The organism is Streptomyces sp. NPDC014727 (genome assembly GCF_043083485.1).
In the GTDB taxonomy this organism is placed as follows: Bacteria; Actinomycetota; Actinomycetes; order Streptomycetales; family Streptomycetaceae; genus Streptomyces.
On sequence record NZ_JBIBYR010000010.1, the window covers coordinates 161,890 to 177,470 of the forward strand.

The 15,581-nt window shown below is 70.9% G+C and carries 16 protein-coding genes; 7 read left to right on the forward strand and 9 right to left on the reverse strand.

Annotated features, from left to right (window positions below; all coding sequences use genetic code 11):
• Positions 1-183 precede the first annotated feature (183 nt).
• Together ACF1B9_RS18130 and ACF1B9_RS18135 are read right to left on the reverse strand one after the other, a co-directional pair.
• Positions 184-834 carry a response regulator gene (locus tag ACF1B9_RS18130; RefSeq protein WP_391741832.1) on the reverse strand — a complete coding sequence of 217 codons (651 nt, stop codon included), beginning with the start codon at positions 832-834 and terminating at the stop codon, positions 184-186.
• Complete coding sequence (locus ACF1B9_RS18135; protein ID WP_391741913.1) at positions 831-2,027, reverse strand: sensor histidine kinase; 1,197 nt, start codon at positions 2,025-2,027, stop codon at positions 831-833. Before ACF1B9_RS18135 ends, ACF1B9_RS18130 begins: the two co-directional genes overlap by 4 nt.
• 151 nt (positions 2,028-2,178) lie before the next feature.
• Here ACF1B9_RS18135 and ACF1B9_RS18140 point away from each other — a divergent pair, with 151 nt between their 5' ends.
• Positions 2,179-2,721 carry a hypothetical protein gene (locus ACF1B9_RS18140; protein ID WP_351077749.1) on the forward strand — a complete coding sequence of 181 codons (543 nt, stop codon included), beginning with the start codon at positions 2,179-2,181 and terminating at the stop codon, positions 2,719-2,721.
• Positions 2,722-2,775: 54 nt separating this feature from the next.
• Here the strand turns inward: ACF1B9_RS18140 and ACF1B9_RS18145 are convergent, their stop codons facing one another.
• The 3 genes from ACF1B9_RS18145 to ACF1B9_RS18155 all read right to left on the reverse strand — a co-directional run bounded on the left by ACF1B9_RS18145 (position 2,776) and on the right by ACF1B9_RS18155 (position 4,965).
• Positions 2,776-3,348, reverse strand: a complete 573-nt coding sequence (locus ACF1B9_RS18145) for a cob(I)yrinic acid a,c-diamide adenosyltransferase (protein ID WP_351077747.1) — start codon at positions 3,346-3,348, stop codon at positions 2,776-2,778.
• Between the two features lie 61 nt (positions 3,349-3,409).
• Positions 3,410-4,159 (reverse strand): ABC transporter permease, encoded by a 750-nt coding sequence (locus ACF1B9_RS18150; protein WP_391741834.1) that lies wholly within the window; start codon positions 4,157-4,159, stop codon positions 3,410-3,412.
• A 23-nt stretch (positions 4,160-4,182) separates the two neighbouring features.
• On the reverse strand, positions 4,183-4,965 hold the full coding sequence (locus ACF1B9_RS18155; protein ID WP_391741836.1) for an ABC transporter ATP-binding protein: 783 nt from the start codon (positions 4,963-4,965) through the stop codon (positions 4,183-4,185).
• A gap of 82 nt (positions 4,966-5,047) precedes the next feature.
• Here ACF1B9_RS18155 and ACF1B9_RS18160 point away from each other — a divergent pair, with 82 nt between their 5' ends.
• The 4 genes from ACF1B9_RS18160 to ACF1B9_RS18175 all read left to right on the forward strand — a co-directional run bounded on the left by ACF1B9_RS18160 (position 5,048) and on the right by ACF1B9_RS18175 (position 10,027).
• Positions 5,048-5,689 carry a TetR/AcrR family transcriptional regulator gene (locus tag ACF1B9_RS18160; protein ID WP_391741837.1) on the forward strand — a complete coding sequence of 214 codons (642 nt, stop codon included), beginning with the start codon at positions 5,048-5,050 and terminating at the stop codon, positions 5,687-5,689.
• 166 nt (positions 5,690-5,855) lie between these two features.
• On the forward strand, positions 5,856-6,704 hold the full coding sequence (locus ACF1B9_RS18165; protein ID WP_391741839.1) for a 3-hydroxyacyl-CoA dehydrogenase family protein: 849 nt from the start codon (positions 5,856-5,858) through the stop codon (positions 6,702-6,704).
• 235 nt (positions 6,705-6,939) lie between these two features.
• Entirely contained in the window at positions 6,940-7,263 is a 324-nt protein-coding gene (locus ACF1B9_RS18170; RefSeq protein ID WP_391741840.1) for an STAS domain-containing protein, read from the forward strand.
• A 250-nt stretch (positions 7,264-7,513) separates the two neighbouring features.
• A complete protein-coding gene (locus tag ACF1B9_RS18175; RefSeq protein ID WP_391741841.1) occupies positions 7,514-10,027 on the forward strand; it encodes an ATP-binding protein in 2,514 nt (837 codons plus the stop codon).
• Between the two features lie 66 nt (positions 10,028-10,093).
• On the opposite strand, the gene nucS is transcribed toward ACF1B9_RS18175, so the two are convergent.
• Positions 10,094-10,765, reverse strand: a complete 672-nt coding sequence (nucS, locus tag ACF1B9_RS18180) for an endonuclease NucS (RefSeq protein WP_391741843.1) — start codon at positions 10,763-10,765, stop codon at positions 10,094-10,096.
• Between the two features lie 263 nt (positions 10,766-11,028).
• Here nucS and ACF1B9_RS18185 point away from each other — a divergent pair, with 263 nt between their 5' ends.
• A complete protein-coding gene (locus tag ACF1B9_RS18185; protein ID WP_030971516.1) occupies positions 11,029-11,421 on the forward strand; it encodes an SCO5389 family protein in 393 nt (130 codons plus the stop codon).
• Between the two features lie 311 nt (positions 11,422-11,732).
• Here ACF1B9_RS18185 and ACF1B9_RS18190 read toward each other — a convergent pair whose 3' ends face one another.
• On the reverse strand, positions 11,733-12,776 hold the full coding sequence (locus ACF1B9_RS18190) for an LLM class flavin-dependent oxidoreductase (RefSeq protein WP_391741844.1): 1,044 nt from the start codon (positions 12,774-12,776) through the stop codon (positions 11,733-11,735).
• A gap of 211 nt (positions 12,777-12,987) precedes the next feature.
• On the opposite strand from ACF1B9_RS18190, the gene ACF1B9_RS18195 reads away from it, so the two are divergent.
• Positions 12,988-13,317: an ATP/GTP-binding protein gene (locus tag ACF1B9_RS18195; RefSeq protein ID WP_391741846.1), complete on the forward strand. Its 330-nt coding sequence runs from the start codon at positions 12,988-12,990 to the stop codon at positions 13,315-13,317.
• A 34-nt stretch (positions 13,318-13,351) separates the two neighbouring features.
• Here ACF1B9_RS18195 and ACF1B9_RS18200 read toward each other — a convergent pair whose 3' ends face one another.
• Positions 13,352-14,209: an ABC transporter permease subunit gene (locus tag ACF1B9_RS18200; RefSeq protein ID WP_391741847.1), complete on the reverse strand. Its 858-nt coding sequence runs from the start codon at positions 14,207-14,209 to the stop codon at positions 13,352-13,354.
• Positions 14,206-15,384, reverse strand: a complete 1,179-nt coding sequence (locus ACF1B9_RS18205; RefSeq protein ID WP_391741849.1) for an ABC transporter ATP-binding protein — start codon at positions 15,382-15,384, stop codon at positions 14,206-14,208. The genes ACF1B9_RS18200 and ACF1B9_RS18205 overlap by 4 nt, the downstream gene beginning before the upstream one ends.
• Positions 15,385-15,581 lie beyond the last annotated feature (197 nt).

Here is a 15,581-nt window from a genome sequence, read left to right on the forward strand (position 1 = left end):
CCGTGGACTGCAAACCCTGCGCCGCCCTGAGCACGCCTTGTCATGGCGCACTCACCGCAGTGTGCTCGGTGAGATTAGGAAGGTCTGGACCAATCGTCAAGAGGTCCAGACCAAAGATCGTGGTCAGAGGGGGGCGGTCCGACCCCGCGACACCGTCTCCGGCATTGCCGCACCCCTCGGAACTCAGATGCCCAACTCCTGGGCCAGTACGGCCGCCTGGACCCGGCTGCGCAGCTCCAGCTTGCCCAGCAGTCGGCTGACATGCGTCTTCACCGTCGCCTCGGCCATCGAGAGCCGGACCGCGATCTCGGCATTCGACAGTCCCGCGCCGAGACAGCCGAGCACCTCCCGCTCCCGCCGGGTGAGGGCGTCGAGGGCCGCCGGATCGGGTGCGTTCGCCACCCGTACGGGGGTGGTCCCGGCGAACTCCGCGATCAGACGGCGTGTCACGGCCGGGGCGATCAGCCCCTCGCCGCGCGCCACGGTGCGTACCGCTTCGAGCAGATCGCGCGCTTCGGTGTCCTTCAGCAGGAAGCCCGCCGCCCCCGCCCGCAGCGCCCCGAAGACGTACTCGTCCAGATCGAACGTCGTCAGCACCAGCACGTCCGCGAGTTGCTCCGCCACCACCTGCCCGGTCGCCGCCACCCCGTCCAGGCGCGGCATCGACACATCCATCAGCACCACGTCCGGGCGCAGTTCGCGGGCCAGACGCACCGCCTCCTCGCCGTCCCCGGCCTCGCCGACGACGTCGATGTCCGATGCGCTGCGCAGAATGAGCACCAGCCCGGCCCGGACGGCCGACTGGTCCTCGGCGACCACGACCCGAATCGTCATGTTTCCAACATCCCTTCCTCCGCAGGCAGTTCGGCCCGCACCCGCCAGGTCTCCGTGCCGCCGCCGGGGCCTGCCGGACCCGCCTCGATCGCGCCGCCCAGCAGCGCCACCCGCTCCCGCATCCCCACCAGGCCGGCCCCCGATCCGGGTGCGCGCGGCCCGGTGCGGTCCCCGAGCACGCTGCTGACCTCCACGGTGAGCAGCGCCCCGTCCCGGCCCAGACGCACCACGACCGGGCCGGGCGCGGCGTGCTTGAGCGCGTTGGTCAGGGACTCCTGGACGATCCGGTACGCCGCCAGCTCGACCGGCGCGGGCAGCGGTCCCCGCTCGCCACGGGTGTCCTCGAAGGTGCAGGTCAGTCCGCTCGACGCGGCGTTCGTGCGGGTCTGCTCGACCAGTGCGTCCAGCGAGGCGAGCGTCGGCGAGGCGCTCGGTTCGCCGGCCGCGCCACCGGTGCGCAGCAGTCCGATCAGCCGGCGCATCTCGGCGAGCCCGTCGACGCTGTTCTCCCGGATCACCCCGAGCGCTTCGCGCGAGGTCTCCGGCTCGTCGATGGAGAGCGCGGCGGTGGAGTGGATGGCGATGGCGGAGAGATGGTTGGCCACCATGTCGTGCAATTCGCGGGCCATCCGGGCGCGTTCGGCGGTCACCGCCTGGGTGCGGTCCATCTCGGCCAGCAGCGCGGTCTGGTCGGCGCGCAACCGGGCGGCCTCGGCGGCGTCCCGGTGGTTGCGGACGCTGACCCCGGTGATGGCGGGCAGGAACGAGACCATGCCGGTGACGACCCCGATGAGCAGTGCCTGGGGATCGCGGAACCACGCCAGGAATCCGATGGTGACCGCGACCGTGATCAGGATCGTGGTCACCGGAATACGGCGTGCGGCGGACGGAGTCCCGTACAGCACGGCCGCGTACATGAGGTCGGTGAACATCATCACCGTCGCCAGGTTCCCGATCGTGAACTGGTCCGCGACCAGTGCGAGCGTACCGACGACCAGTGCCGCCTGCGGAGCGGTTCTGCGTACCAGTTCGAGGCCCGAGACGACGGCGAGCGGCAGCAGGGAGACCCAGGGCGCGACGAAGGCCCGGTCGCCCTGCGTGTGCAGCCCGAGCAGCCACAGGAACAGGCCACCGAACAGACCGATGGCGGCGATGAGCACGTCGTGGCGGTGCGGGCGGGCGAGGGAGAGCACCCTCCCATCCAACACGGCGGCCCGGCCCCGGACCTCCCTATGGGGGGTGAGGTGTGAGTACATCGAAGGATGCAGTCGCGGTTCGTCACTGGTGACGACGATTCCGGGCGCCCCGGCCGGAAGGCTGGAGGGGACGGGAAGGAGAAGTGCCGTGATCGTCACGCTGATCGTGCTCTGTGAAGTCGGCTTCTGGGTGTTGCTGGCCGTGGGGCTCGCGCTGCGGTACCCGGCGAGGAAACCGCGACTGGGCGCGGCCGTGCTGCTGTGCGAGCCGCTGCTGGAGGTCGTGCTGCTGGTGGTGACGGCCATCGACCTGAAGAACGGGGCGGAGCCCGACTGGAAGCACGGACTCGCCGCGGTCTACATCGGCTTCACGGTAGGGCTCGGCCACTCCACGATCCGCTGGGTCGACGCCCGGGTCGCCCACCGCTTCGCGGGCGGTCCGCCGCCGGTGAAGCCGCCGAAGTACGGGATGGAGCGGGCGGCGCACGAGTGGCGGACCGCGGCGCGCTGGACGGTCGCGGCGGTGGTGGCGCTGGCGCTGCTGCAGGCGGCGATCTGGTACGTGGGCGGGGACGGGGACGTGTCGTCGCTTCAGGCGTGGCAGCAGAAGATGCTGTTTGTGATCGGGCTCAATGTGGTGATCGCGGGGAGCTACACGCTGTTCCCGAAACGGGAGGGCGCGCGTCGCTGAACGGCCGGACGGGCTCTGTGGACCAGGCCCGTCCGGCGTCTTCTGCACGCATGGCTACCGCTCGCCGCCCGGTACCCACAGCACGTCGCCGACCTCCTTGTTCGCCGTCCTCGCGAGGATGAACAGCAGGTCGGAGAGCCGGTTGAGGTACGTCGCCGTCAGCGCGTTCATCACCTCGCCGTGCACCTCCAGCGCCGCCCAGGTGGACCGCTCCGCGCGCCGGACCACGGTGCACGCCTGGTGCAACAGTGCCGCCCCCGGCGTACCGCCCGGCAGGATGAAGCTGCGCAGCTTCTCCAGCTCCTCCAGGAAGTGGTCGCAGTCCGCCTCCAGCTTGTCGACGTAACTCTGCTCGACCCGCAGCGGCGGGTACTGGGGGTTCTCGACGACCGGGGTCGACAGATCGGCGCCCACGTCGAACAGGTCGTTCTGCACACGGACGAGGACCTTCACGACGTCCTCGGGGAGTTGCCCGAGCGCGATCGCCGTACCGATGACGGCGTTGGCCTCGTTGGTGTCGGCGTACGCCGAGATCCGCAGATCGGTCTTGGCGGTCCGGCTCATGTCGCCGAGGGCGGTGGTGCCCTGATCGCCGGTGCGGGTGTAGATACGTGTCAGGTTGACCATGCGACCAGCCTAGGCTCTCTCGTTCGGATCGAGCCCGGCGTGATCCGAACGAGAGGCCTGGTCACACCCCGGCGCGGCGGAAGACGCGTGTGCCGACCGTGACGGCGAGTGCCGCGAAGCCGAGCGCCACCAGGACGCCGTACAGCATGTGCGCGGTGGCGTACGAGCCCACGTACGCGTCCCGTACCGCGTCCACGAGGTAGCGGAATGGGGTGAGGTGGGAGAGCACGTCCAGCCAGCCGGGGCCCAGCGTCATCGGCAGCATCAGACCGGAGAGCAGCATGGCCGGCATGGTGACCGAGTTGATCACCGGTCCGAACTCCTGCGGCGTACGGACCTTCATGGCCAGGGCGTACGACAGAGAGGCCAGCGAGACCGTCAGCAGTCCGACGAACGCGAAGCCGATCAGCACCCCCCACAGCGGGGCGCGCAACCCCATGACCAGGGCGGCGAGGACCAGCAGCACCGCCTGGAACATGAACAGCAGCGTATCCCGCAGGACCCGGCCCAGCAGCAGAGCGGTCCGGCTGAGCGGGGTCACCCGCATCCGCTCCACAACCCCGTTCGAGTTGTCGATGATGACGGCGAACCCGGCGAACGACGCGCCGAACAGGCCTAGTTGGAGCAGCAGTCCGGGGACCAGGATCTGCCAGGAGTCACCGGCCGGACCGAGCGGCAGTCCGGTGAGCAGCGGGCCGAAGAAGAGCAGGTACAGCAGAGGCATGAGGATGCCGAAGAGGATCTGGAACCTGGAGCGCAGGGTCTGCCGGGCGTATCGGCCGAAGACGAGCGCGGTGTCGTGGAGAAGCATCGGATTCCTCCGGAACGGCCGTTCTAGACGGCGACGGGAGCGGCATCGGCGGGCACGGCCGAGCGCCCTGTGATCGCGAGGAAGGCGTCCTGGAGCGAGGCGTCGGCCGAGCCCGCGTACCGGGTCTTCAGGGCGGCGGGTGTGCCCTCCGCGGCCACTTGGCCGTCGTCGACCACGACCAGCCGGTCGGCGAGTGCGTCCGCCTCGTCGAGGTAGTGGGTGGTGAGCACGACGGTCGTGCCGGATTCGTCGCGCAGTCGGCGGACCAGCGCCCACAGATCGGCGCGGCTGCCCGGGTCGAGTCCGGTGGTCGGCTCGTCGAGGAAGAGCACGGCGGGGTGGTGGGTGAGGCCCATCGCGATGTCGAGCCGCCGCCGCTGGCCCCCGGAGAGCGAGGCCGTCTTCCGGTCGAGCAGCTCCGTCAGGCCCAGGCCGTCGGCGAGTTCTCCCGCGCGGGCCACCGCGGCGGACTTGCCGAGCCGGTACATCCGGCCCTGGCTGACCAGCTCCTCCCGCACGCTGACGTGGGGATCGACGCCGCCGGACTGGGCGACGTAGCCGCACTTCTCCCGTACGCCCGCCGGATCCGTGAGCAGGTCGCAGCCGGCGACGGTGGCCGCGCCGCCGGTGGGGGCGAGCAGCGTGGTGAGCATGCGCAGGGTGGTGGTCTTGCCCGCTCCGTTGGGACCGAGGAGGCCGACGATCTCGCCACTCGCGACCTTCAGATCGATGGAGCGTACGGCCGTCACCGGGCCGCTCCTGGTGTCGAAGGTCCGGGCGAGGCCGGCCGTGCTGATGATTGGCATAGCGACTACAAAAACAGAGTCACTGAAAAAAGGCAATAACTCCAAATATTCATGGACCCCATGAGAGCCCTACGATGGGCCCATGGCTGAGGGACTCAGGGAGCGCAAGAAACGCCAGACCAGGCAGCACCTCTCGGACGTGGCGACCGGACTCTTCCTGGAGCGGGGCTTCGATGCGGTCACGATCGCCGAGATCGCCCGCGCCGCCGACGTCTCGGTGAACACGGTCTACAACTACTTCCCGACCAAGGAGGACCTCTTCCTGGACCGCAGTCGCGGCATCGTCGACCGCCTCTCCCGCTACGTCCGGGGCCGCGACAAGGGCGAGTCCGCGGCCGACGCCGTCCTGCGCGAACTGCGCATCCAGGTGGAGGGCGTGTCGCCCACCGTCGGTCTGATGGAGGGGTACGCACACTTCGCGCGGGTCGTCGAGGGTGCCGACGGTCTCAAGGCCCGCCTCTGGCACGTGCAGCAGGAGGCCCTGCTGCATCTGGAGACGACGCTCCAGGAGGAATCCGGAGCCGAGGCCGACGACCCGGCCCCGATCCTGGTGGCCGGTCAGCTCTCCTGGGTGCAGAGCACGCTCATGGGGTACATCGGCCGTGAGATGGCCGCGGGCCGCCGAGCCGCCGAGGTGTCCCGCGACGCGCTCGTCCTGCTCGACGAGATCGAGGACCTCCTCGGCGAGAAGGTCCTCAACTACGCCCGGCGCGCCGCCGGATGACGCATGCCGGTGTGATGTCCGTCATGTGAGACGTGACGCGCATCTCTTCACGACCACAGGGCCGCTCATGGGTACTAATCTCCGCCGGAGAGGATGCGAACAACCATCAGGACCGGGCCGTGCAGGGACCAGCTGCAGGGGCGAACAGAAACCAAGAGGTGCACACGTGGCCAGGAAGCTCGCCGTCATCGGAGCCGGACTCATGGGATCCGGCATCGCGCAGGTCTCCGCCCAGGCGGGCTGGGACGTCGTGCTGCGGGACGTCACCGACGAGGCCCTGACCCGTGGTCGTGACGGCATCAAGACCTCGTACGACAAGTTCGTCTCCAAGGGGAAGTTGGAGGCGGCCGACGCCGACGCCGCGCTGGCCCGCATCACCACCACCACCGACCTCGACGCGGTCGCCGACGCGGATGTCGTCGTCGAGGCCGTCTTCGAGAAGCTGGAGGTGAAGCACGACATCTTCCGGGCCCTCGACAAGATCGTCCGGGACGACACCGTCCTCGCGTCCAACACCTCCGCCATCCCGATCACCAAGATCGCGGCCGTGACGGAGCGTCCCGAGCGCGTCGTCGGTGTGCACTTCTTCTCGCCGGTCCCGATGATGCAGCTCTGCGAACTCGTCCGCGGCTACAAGACCAGCGACGAAACCCTCGCCACCGCACGGGAGTTCGCCGAGTCCGTCGGCAAGACCTGCATCGTCGTCAACCGCGACGTGGCCGGCTTCGTCACCACCCGGCTGATCTCGGCGCTCGTCGTCGAGGCCGCCAAGCTGTACGAGTCGGGCGTCGCCTCGGCCGAGGACATCGACATCGCGTGCAAGCTGGGCTTCGGCCACGCCATGGGGCCCCTCGCCACGGCGGACCTGACCGGCGTCGACATCCTGCTGCACGCCACGAGCAACATCTACACCGAGTCGCAGGACGAGAAGTTCGCCGCCCCGGAGCTGATGCGCCGGATGGTGGACGCAGGTGACATCGGCCGCAAGAGCGGGCAGGGCTTCTACACGTACTGATCGTTTTCGGTCCTCCGGTTGCCCGATCCGCCGTCGGTCGGGCCCGGAGGTCCGGGGGGCGTCTTTCGGATTCGGCGGGCCCGTTCGGGTCCTTGCCGGTCTTGGTCACTCCACGGAGTGAATTCGGTATCGGTTCGCTTACAGACGGCAACTTCCCTGTCTCCATCACAGTCAGTTGTGGGAGAGACAGAACAGACGGACGAACCTTTCTACGGAGTATTCCCGGGGAGCGCATATGCACATCAGGGGCGACCACGTCGAGCTGGTCGTCGGGGGCCGCCTCGACGTCCGAAGCGCGGCGGACGCCCGTACGGCCCTGCACTCGGCCCTCGACGACGGAGTCGGCGACCTGGTGCTCGACCTGACCGAGCTGGATTCCTGGGACGCCACCGGGCTCGGCGTCATCATGGGCGCGCACCGCCGGGCCGGACGGGCCGGGCGGCGACTGGTGCTCCGCGGTGTCCCGCCGCAGATGCAGCGCCTGCTCGTGGCGACCCGGCTGCACCGCATCCTGGCGATCGAGGGCGGAATCGCGGCGGACTGCCTGCCGCGCGTCTGAGGCACTGCCCGACCCGGCCCGGCGGACCGGCCCCGGCCGTACGGTCGGCCGAAGGTGCACATTCCGCACGAGAAAGTGCGCTTCGGGCGGCATGGCCCCCCGACTGTGCGCGGAGACGGTACGACCGTCTAGGGTTCGGCCGTCCGCCGATTGACGGGAACCCACCGGGCGGACACCGGACCGGAGGCGACAGCGGGGCGTGCGAGGCCGGAAGGGGCAATCGTGCGCGACGCGTCTGGGGGCTTTGGTGATGGACCCGACACATCGGGGGCCGGAAGAGTACGGCCGGGACAACGACGGCCTCGGCAAGGAGGCCGACCGGCGACGACCGTCCGGCGATCCTTCCCCGAGCTCTCCGCTCCGACCGAGCAGGGGAGGCCCCATGAGTCCGGATTTCGGTCAGCAGACGCCGCAACAGGCACGGGTCGTCCGGCTCATATCGGGTGCCCACCTCCTCACCGTCAACCCGGTCGACGGCAGCGAGGTCGAGCTGTGCCCGCCGGGGGAGGAGCCCGAGCCCCCGGCCCGGCGCACCGCTGCCCAGCGCGCCGAGCGCGAACGCGCCACCGCACCGCCCGTGCCGCCGGGGCCGCCCGCCCCCCGACTGCCGCTCCTCGAACGCGCCGAGGAACGCGAACGGCTCGTGCGCCTGCTGGCCCGCGGCCGCTCGGTACGGCTCACCGGACCGGCCGGATCCGGCCGTACGACGCTGCTGAACGCCGTCGCCGACGACTGCGCGGACCTCGCGCCCGACGGAGTCGTACGGCTCTCCGGCTACAAGCGGACCGTCACCGACCTGCTCTACGGGCTCTACGAAGCCGTCCATGACGCACCGCTGCACCGGCCCGACCGCGCCGGTCTCCTCGAAGGGGTCCGGCGCATCGGCGCCGTCGTCGTACTCGACGACCTGGAGGTCGGCGGAGCCGCCCTGGAAGAGCTGCTCGACGCCACACCGGAGTGCGCGTTCCTGTTCGCGACGGATCCGGATGTCGCCGCTCCCACCGCCGACTCGTACCTCGAAGAGGTCTTCCTCGCGGGCCTGGGCCGCGGCTCCTCGATCGAGCTGCTGGAACGGGTCGTCGAGCGTCCGCTCACCGACGAGGAGGCGAACTGGGCGGGAGACCTCTGGTTCGAGTCCGAGGGGCTGCCGCTGCGCTTCGTCCAGGCCGGCGCCCTGCTGCGCCAGCGCGACATGCTGCGCACCGACCCGGAGGCGTACGAGGGTCTTGACGGCCGGAGCACCGACGTGCCCTTCGGGCACGACGAGGCCGTCGACGGCGTCCACATCCCGCTGCCCGGCCTCGGCGAGGGCGCGGCTCCCGCCGCGCTGCTCGCCTCACGGCTGAGCGGCCCCGCCCGCGACACCCTGCGCTTCGCGGTCGCACTCGGTGGCGAGGTGCCGCACCAGGCACATCTGCCGGCGCTCGTGGGGGACACCCACGCCGACGCCGCGCTCGGCGAACTGGCCGGCTGCGGGCTGCTCTCCCCGGCCGGCCCGCGCTACCGGCTGGCCGCCGGAGTCGTCGCCCAGCTGGAGGCCGCCGGATACGGAGCGGACAGCACCGACCGGGCGCGGACGGCGGCCCAGCATTACGCCTGGTGGGCCGGCCACCCCTCGGTCACCCCCGCACGGGCGACCGCCGAGGCCGACGCCGTCATCGCGGCCATGACGCGGCTCGTCCCCGGCGACGGGACGGGACAGACCAGCGCGGCCGTGCTGCTGGCCCGCAGCGCGTCCCCGGCCTTCGCGGCAGGACTGCACTGGGGCGCCTGGGAGAGGGCGCTGAGGATCGGTCAGGAGGCGGCCAGGATCGCCGGTGAGGTCGCCGAAGAGGCGTACTTCCACCACGAGTTGGGTGTCCTGGCGCTCTGCGACGGCAACCCGGACCGGGCCAGGGCGGAGCTGGAGACATCGATCAGCATGCGCGGGGTGCTCGCCGACAAGTCGGGCGCGGTGGCCGGACGACGCGCGCTCGCGCTGGTCGCCGACCTCTCAGGCGGCCCGCTGCCCGGCGGCCGTACCCCGGGCGTCGAGGACACACCGGTCGCGCCGTACGAAGTGACCGTGCCGCCCGTCGCCGGTCCCGCGACGGCCGTGACCCAGGCGTTGTCACGGCCGTACGAGGACGTCACCACGGTGATGTCCCGGCAGAGCGCCCCTGCGGCCCCCGGGGGCGCGCGGCGCGGACGGTTCGCGGCGCTGCGCGGGGCCCGACGCAATCTGGCCGCGGCGGGCGCGGGCGTGCTCCTCGTCGGTGTGCTCGGCACGGTGGTGGCGCTGGGGATGACGGGCGACCGTGACACCCCGGGGAATCCCCGTGTCACGACCGAGGAATCGGTGGGCCGGGACGACACGGGGAACGAAGCCCCGGCCGACAGCTCCACGGACGGCCCGGCCCCCGCGGACGCGGCGACCGGTGACAGCGTGGGGACGCCGGGCCCCTCGGAGGGTCGGACCACACCGAGCGGGAGCGCCACGCCGTCCACGGAACCGACGGGGCCGGACGAGACCCCGTCCTCGTCCACTCCGTCCAGCGGCAAGCCGTCGTCGGGCAAGCCGACCAGGTCGTCCGGCCCGACGAAGTCGCCCACGCCGACGAAGCCGGGCAACCCCAGCCCGAGCCCGTCGGACCCCGACTCCCCGGATCCGACGGAATCGGTCAGCGAGCCCCCGCCGACTTCGCCGGACACCTCCGACTCGGCGAGCGGGCCCGCCGCCTCGTCCCCGGCGGCGGGCACGGACAGCGGTCCGACGGCGGCCTGAACCGCCCCCGGAAACGCCGGACGCCGGACGGGCCACGCCCGTCCGGCGTCGACAGGGGCCGGAAGGTCAGAACAGGCGCAGCTTGTCGTCCTCGATGCCGCGCAACGCGTCGTAGTCGAGCACCACACAGCCGATCCCGCGATCCGTCGCCAGCACCCGGGCCTGCGGCTTGATCTCCTGCGCCGCGAAGATGCCCTTCACAGGGGCGAGATGGGGATCGCGGTTGAGCAGTTCCAGATAGCGGGTCAGCTGCTCCACGCCGTCGATGTCGCCGCGCCGCTTCAGTTCCACGGCCACGGTCTGCCCGTCGGAGTCCCGGCACAGGATGTCGACCGGTCCGATGGCGGTGAAGTACTCGCGGCGGATCAGGGTGTAGCCCTCGCCGAGTGTCTCGATCCGGTCAGCGAGGAGTTCCTGCAGATGCGCCTCGACCCCGTCCTTGATCAGACCCGGGTCGACGCCCAGCTCATGGGACGAGTCATGGAGGATCTCCTCCATCGTGATGATCAGTTTCTCGCCCGCCTTGTTCACCACGGTCCACACACCGGCGGTGTCGTCCGCGCCCTCCTTGAGCGTGCAGGGCGGTGACATCCAGTTGAGCGGTTTGTACGCCCTGTCGTCGGCGTGGATCGAAACGCTCCCGTCCGCCTTCACCAGGATCAGACGGGGAGCGGAGGGCAGGTGGGCCGTGAGCCGGCCGGCGTAGTCCACGGAGCAGCGGGCGATGACGAGACGCATGGTCGGCAACGCTACTCGACGACGGGGGCTCCACGCGATTCTTCCTCCGTCGCCCGCCACCGCCACCGGACCGGGGCGTTCCGGGCTTGCCCCTCTTTGCTCCCCTTCGTTATTGGCCGGTTGTGTTCCCAATCTCCTGGTGCGGCCAGGACTGCGCCCTTACCGTGTAAGCGGGAGGTCGCCGTGCGTGCACGCTGCGTCGCCGTCCTCCTTCCCTGCCCGTAAGGCCCCGGCCCACCGTCGGGGTCGCGAGAGGAGAACCCATGTCGCTCGACGTCTCACCGGCGCTGTTGGAACAGGCCGAGCGAGGCGAGGTCGACGAAGCCGACTTCGTCGACTGCGTCCGGACCTCCCTGCCCTACGCATGGGAGATGATCAGCTCTCTGGTGGCTCAGCTGAAGGTCGACGGCGGAGAGTTCGCCGACAACCAGACGCCGCCGCCGGACGAGCAGGCACGTGGTCAGCTGCTGCGCGCGCTCGCGAGTGATGCGATACGCGGCGCGCTGCAGCGGCACTTCGGGGTGCGCCTGGCATTCCAGAACTGCCACCGCGTCGCGGTGTTCCCGCTGGACGCCTCGGTCGACGAGCGTCTGGCCCGTTTCACCTCGGTGAGGGGCCAGTTGCTCAACCAGTCGCCCGAACTTCGGGACTGCTAGGCCGTGTCGTCCTAGGGGGCGTTCCCGCGCCTGTCCGGCGGATCAGGGTCGGACAGGGCGCGGCGTCCCGCGCGATGCCCCGCGCGATGCCGGAACGTCCCGGACGGACCCACCCCTGCTCGAACGAGGTCGTGAGTTCGGGCAGGGTGCCGTTCGGATGTTCCGGCAGCGCCGCGAGATGCCGTGCCGGGCGTCGCGCCCCCGGCCGTGAGCCGCCGGACACGCGCTGAACGCTTCTGCCGCTGTTTTGGGCCGTCGGAGGTGCGAGCGGCTCCGGGGCGGCAGCCCCCCCCCGTACCCCTGACGAGTTCTCATGTGAGCAGTGGCAGTACTTCGGTGCCCAGCCGCGCTACGTTCTCCTCCGTGGCCGCCAGATCTCCCGAACCCTCCGTCAGGAGCGCGAAGCGGGTGATGCCCGTCCGCTCGGCCGTGGCGGCGAGCCGGTCGGCCGCCAGCCGGGGCGGGCCCACCGGATGAAGGCCGCAGAGCAACTCCGTATAGGCGACCGGGTCCCGCATCACCCGGTGCCGGCCGTCGACCGTCACATGGGCGTCCAGACCCTGCCGCAGCCAGCCGGGCATCGCCTTCACGAGCGTCTCCACGGCGTCCTCGGAACGGTCGGCGATCTGGGCCACCCCCGCGGACACATGTCCGGCCTCGCGGACGCTCTCGGGCGAACGGCCCGCGGCGAGAGCCGCGGAGCGCCACAGAGCGACCATCTCGGCCTTCTCCTCGTCACCGCAGTGCATCCCGAGCAGCATCGGCAGACCGTTCTCCGCGGCGAGCCGTACCGTCTTCGGGGAGGTGCACGCGACGACGACCTCGGGGCCGCCGGGGCTTTCGCCGCCGTCCCGATCGAGCAGTTCGTCGGCCCGGGGGACCACCGCCACCTCGCGGAAGCCGTAGCGCTCGCCGTTGCCCGCGACCCGTGCTTCGCTCAGCCAGTCCAGCAACAGCTCCAGGGCCTCCGGGAAGCCCTTCTCGTACGCCTCCAGGCCTCCTCCGAACACCTCCAGGTCCACCCAGGGGCCGCCCCGTCCGACGCCGAGCGTGAATCTGCCGCCGCTGGTGAGATGGAGCAGCGCGGCCTGTTCGCCCAGCGCGACCGGGTGCTGGGTCGGCAGCACGCTCACCGCCGTGCCCACCCGGATCCTCCGGGTGCGGCCGAGCAGCAGCGCGGCCAGTGTGACGGCGGACGGACAGACCCCGTACGGCACGAAATGATGTTCTGCCAGCCAGACCGAGTCGAGGCCGGATTCCTCCGCGACCTCGGTGGACCGGATCGCGCGATGCAGCGCTTCTCCCGGTCCCTGCCCCGGAAACTGGGCTGCCAGTACGAACGTTCCCACACGCATGGCCAATTGCCTCCTTACGGCCGACGCGGCTCTCCCTACTGGCAACAACGGCTGACACGTGCCAAAGGCACGGTCCGGTGGCAGGTTGTTGCGATTTTCCGGTAACCCACTCCCGTCGGGAAGCCGCCCCGGACGGAACGGGACGCCCGCATCGGCCAAATGGCCCTACGCTGGACGGGAACTGCCCAGCCCGCCCCGTGTGAGGTGTCACGTGTCCCCGCGCCGCAACCGCCCCCGAGGCGGCGAGAGTCCCCACGACAGCGCAGTGGAGCCGGGCGCCCGGTACGGGGGAGGCGGGCGGACGGAGGAGTGGCAGGGCGAGGAGTGGTCGGTCCGCCCGGTGAGTGGCGCGAGCACGGCCGGAAAGCGCTATCGCTGTCCCGGCTGCGACCAGGAGATCCCGTCCGGCGTCCCGCATCTGGTGGCCTGGTCCGAGTACGGCGGGATCGACGACCGCAGGCACTGGCACAAGGCCTGCTGGAACGCGAAGGACCGCCGCACCACACAGGTGCAGCGGTCCAGGAACGCGCCTCGCTACTGAGGTCCGGTGGCCGGCCCGGCCGACCGGCGACCGGTCACACGTCGCGCTGGTCCAGCGTCGCGTAGGCGGCGACCATGGCCACGGCCGTCAGGCCGAGCATGATCCACAGCGGGTCCCAGCCGGACGGCCCCGACCCGGTGACCGAAGTGTCGTAGAAGGCGCTGAGCTGGCTGGGGATCGAGTACTCGAAGAGTGCCTGGCGCAGATCGGCCAGCGAGTCCGAGAACATGAACATGGCCAGCACGAGCGGCAGCAGCACCACCCCGATCATGATCGTGATCGCGCCCGCGGAATGCCGGATGAGCGCACCGATCGCCAGCGAGAGCAGGCCCAGCAGCGCGATGTAGAGGCCGACACCGACCGTGGCGCGCAGCCAGTCGTCGCCGCTGGGCTCCTTGCCGTCCAGCATGGCCACCTGTACCGCACCGACCACGGCGGTCACCACGGTCGTGATGGTGAAGGTGAGCAGGAAGAAGACGATCGCCTTGGCGGTGAGCACCCGGCTCCGGCTGGGGCAGGCCGTCAGCGTCGTGCGGATCAGGCCCGTGCTGTACTCCGAGGCGATGGTCAGCACGCCGAGCGTGATCACACAGATCGAGCCCAGGAGCACGCCGAAGAAGCCGAAACTGAGCTCCGGGACATCGCCGATGACCGCGTCGGTCATGCTCAGCAGGACCGACGCCATGATGCCGAAACCGAGGAGCAGCACGACCAGGACGCCGAGCGTCCACATCGTCGAGCGCACGGAACGGATCTTGGTCCACTCGGAGGCGAGCGCGTCGCCGAGGGTGGCGGCGCGCACCGGGATCGGGGACGCGTAGAGCCCGTGCGTGTTCTGCTGCGGGGCGGGGGGCTGCTGGTACGGCGCCCGCGGGGTCGGCGGTGTGGTCATCGGGCGTCCTCGCTGGTCTCGCTCTTGGTCAGGTCTGCCGGGGCCGCGGCGGCCTCGGGGGAGGCAGGGGCGGTCTCGGACGGGGTCGGGGCGACGGGCGCCGCCGGGGCCCCCGCGTACGGGTTCTGTCCGGGCGGCGGCGGGGCGTACCAGCCCTGCTGCGGCATCTCCGGGACCGGCTGCTGGGCCGGCGCCCCGTAACCGGGCTGCGGTCCGTAGCCGCCGTGCACCGGCTGCTGCAGCCCGGCCTTCTGGTCCTCCGTCGAGCGGTAGTCCACAGCCCCCTGCGTCATCCGCATGTACGCCTCCTCCAGCGAGGCCTGGTGCGGCGAGAGCTCCCACAGCCGGACGTCCGACTCGTGGGCCAGATCGCTGATCCGCGGCAGGGCGAGCCCCGTGATCCGCAGCGCCCCGTCCGGCTCCGGCATGACCTGGCCACCCGCCTCGGTGAGCGAGGCGGTCAGCTTCTCCCGCTGCTCCGGAACACCGTCCGCGACCCGCACCCGGGCGAAGTCCGCGGAATTGGCGGAAATGAAGTCCTTGACGCTCATGTCGGCGAGCAGCTGTCCGCGGCCGATCACGATCAGATGGTCGGCGGTGAGCGCCATCTCGCTCATCAGATGGCTGGAGACGAAGACCGTACGGCCCTCGGACGCCAGCGTCTTCATCAGGTTGCGGACCCAGAGGATGCCCTCGGGGTCGAGGCCGTTGACGGGCTCGTCGAAGAGCAGCACCTGCGGGTCGCCGAGCAGCGCCGCCGCGATGCCGAGCCGCTGGCCCATGCCGAGCGAGAAGCCCTTGGAGCGCTTCCGCGCGACCTCGTGCAGACCGACGACACCGAGCACCTCGTCGACCCGTGCGGCCGGGATGCCGGCGAGCTGGGCGAGCGAGAGGAGGTGGTTACGGGCGCTGCGGCCGCCGTGCACCGCCTTCGCGTCCAGCAGCGCACCCACCTGGCGCGGGGCGTTCGGCAGACTGCGGAAGGGATGGCCACCGATCGTGACGTGGCCGGCCGTCGGTTGGTCCAGGCCCAGCATCATGCGCATGGTGGTGGACTTGCCCGACCCGTTGGGACCGAGGAATCCGGTGACGGCACCCGGCCGCACCTGGAAGGAAAGGTTGTACACGGCCGTCTTCGCGCCATAGCGCTTGGTCAGGCCGACTGCCTCGATCATGCTTCAGCCCCATCGACTCTTGTCCGTCGTCGGGGCCGAGGCCGTCCGGCCGCATGCCCCCCGTAAGAGTTAGGAGGATATCCAGGCCTTGACGGTTCCGGCCAAGTCGTTACAGGAGCGCATCGCTCCGCGTCGGAGCGGACGGGACGCTTCCGGCCGGGGCGTGCGGGGCGCTCACCGGCGGCGCGTCCCGCCCG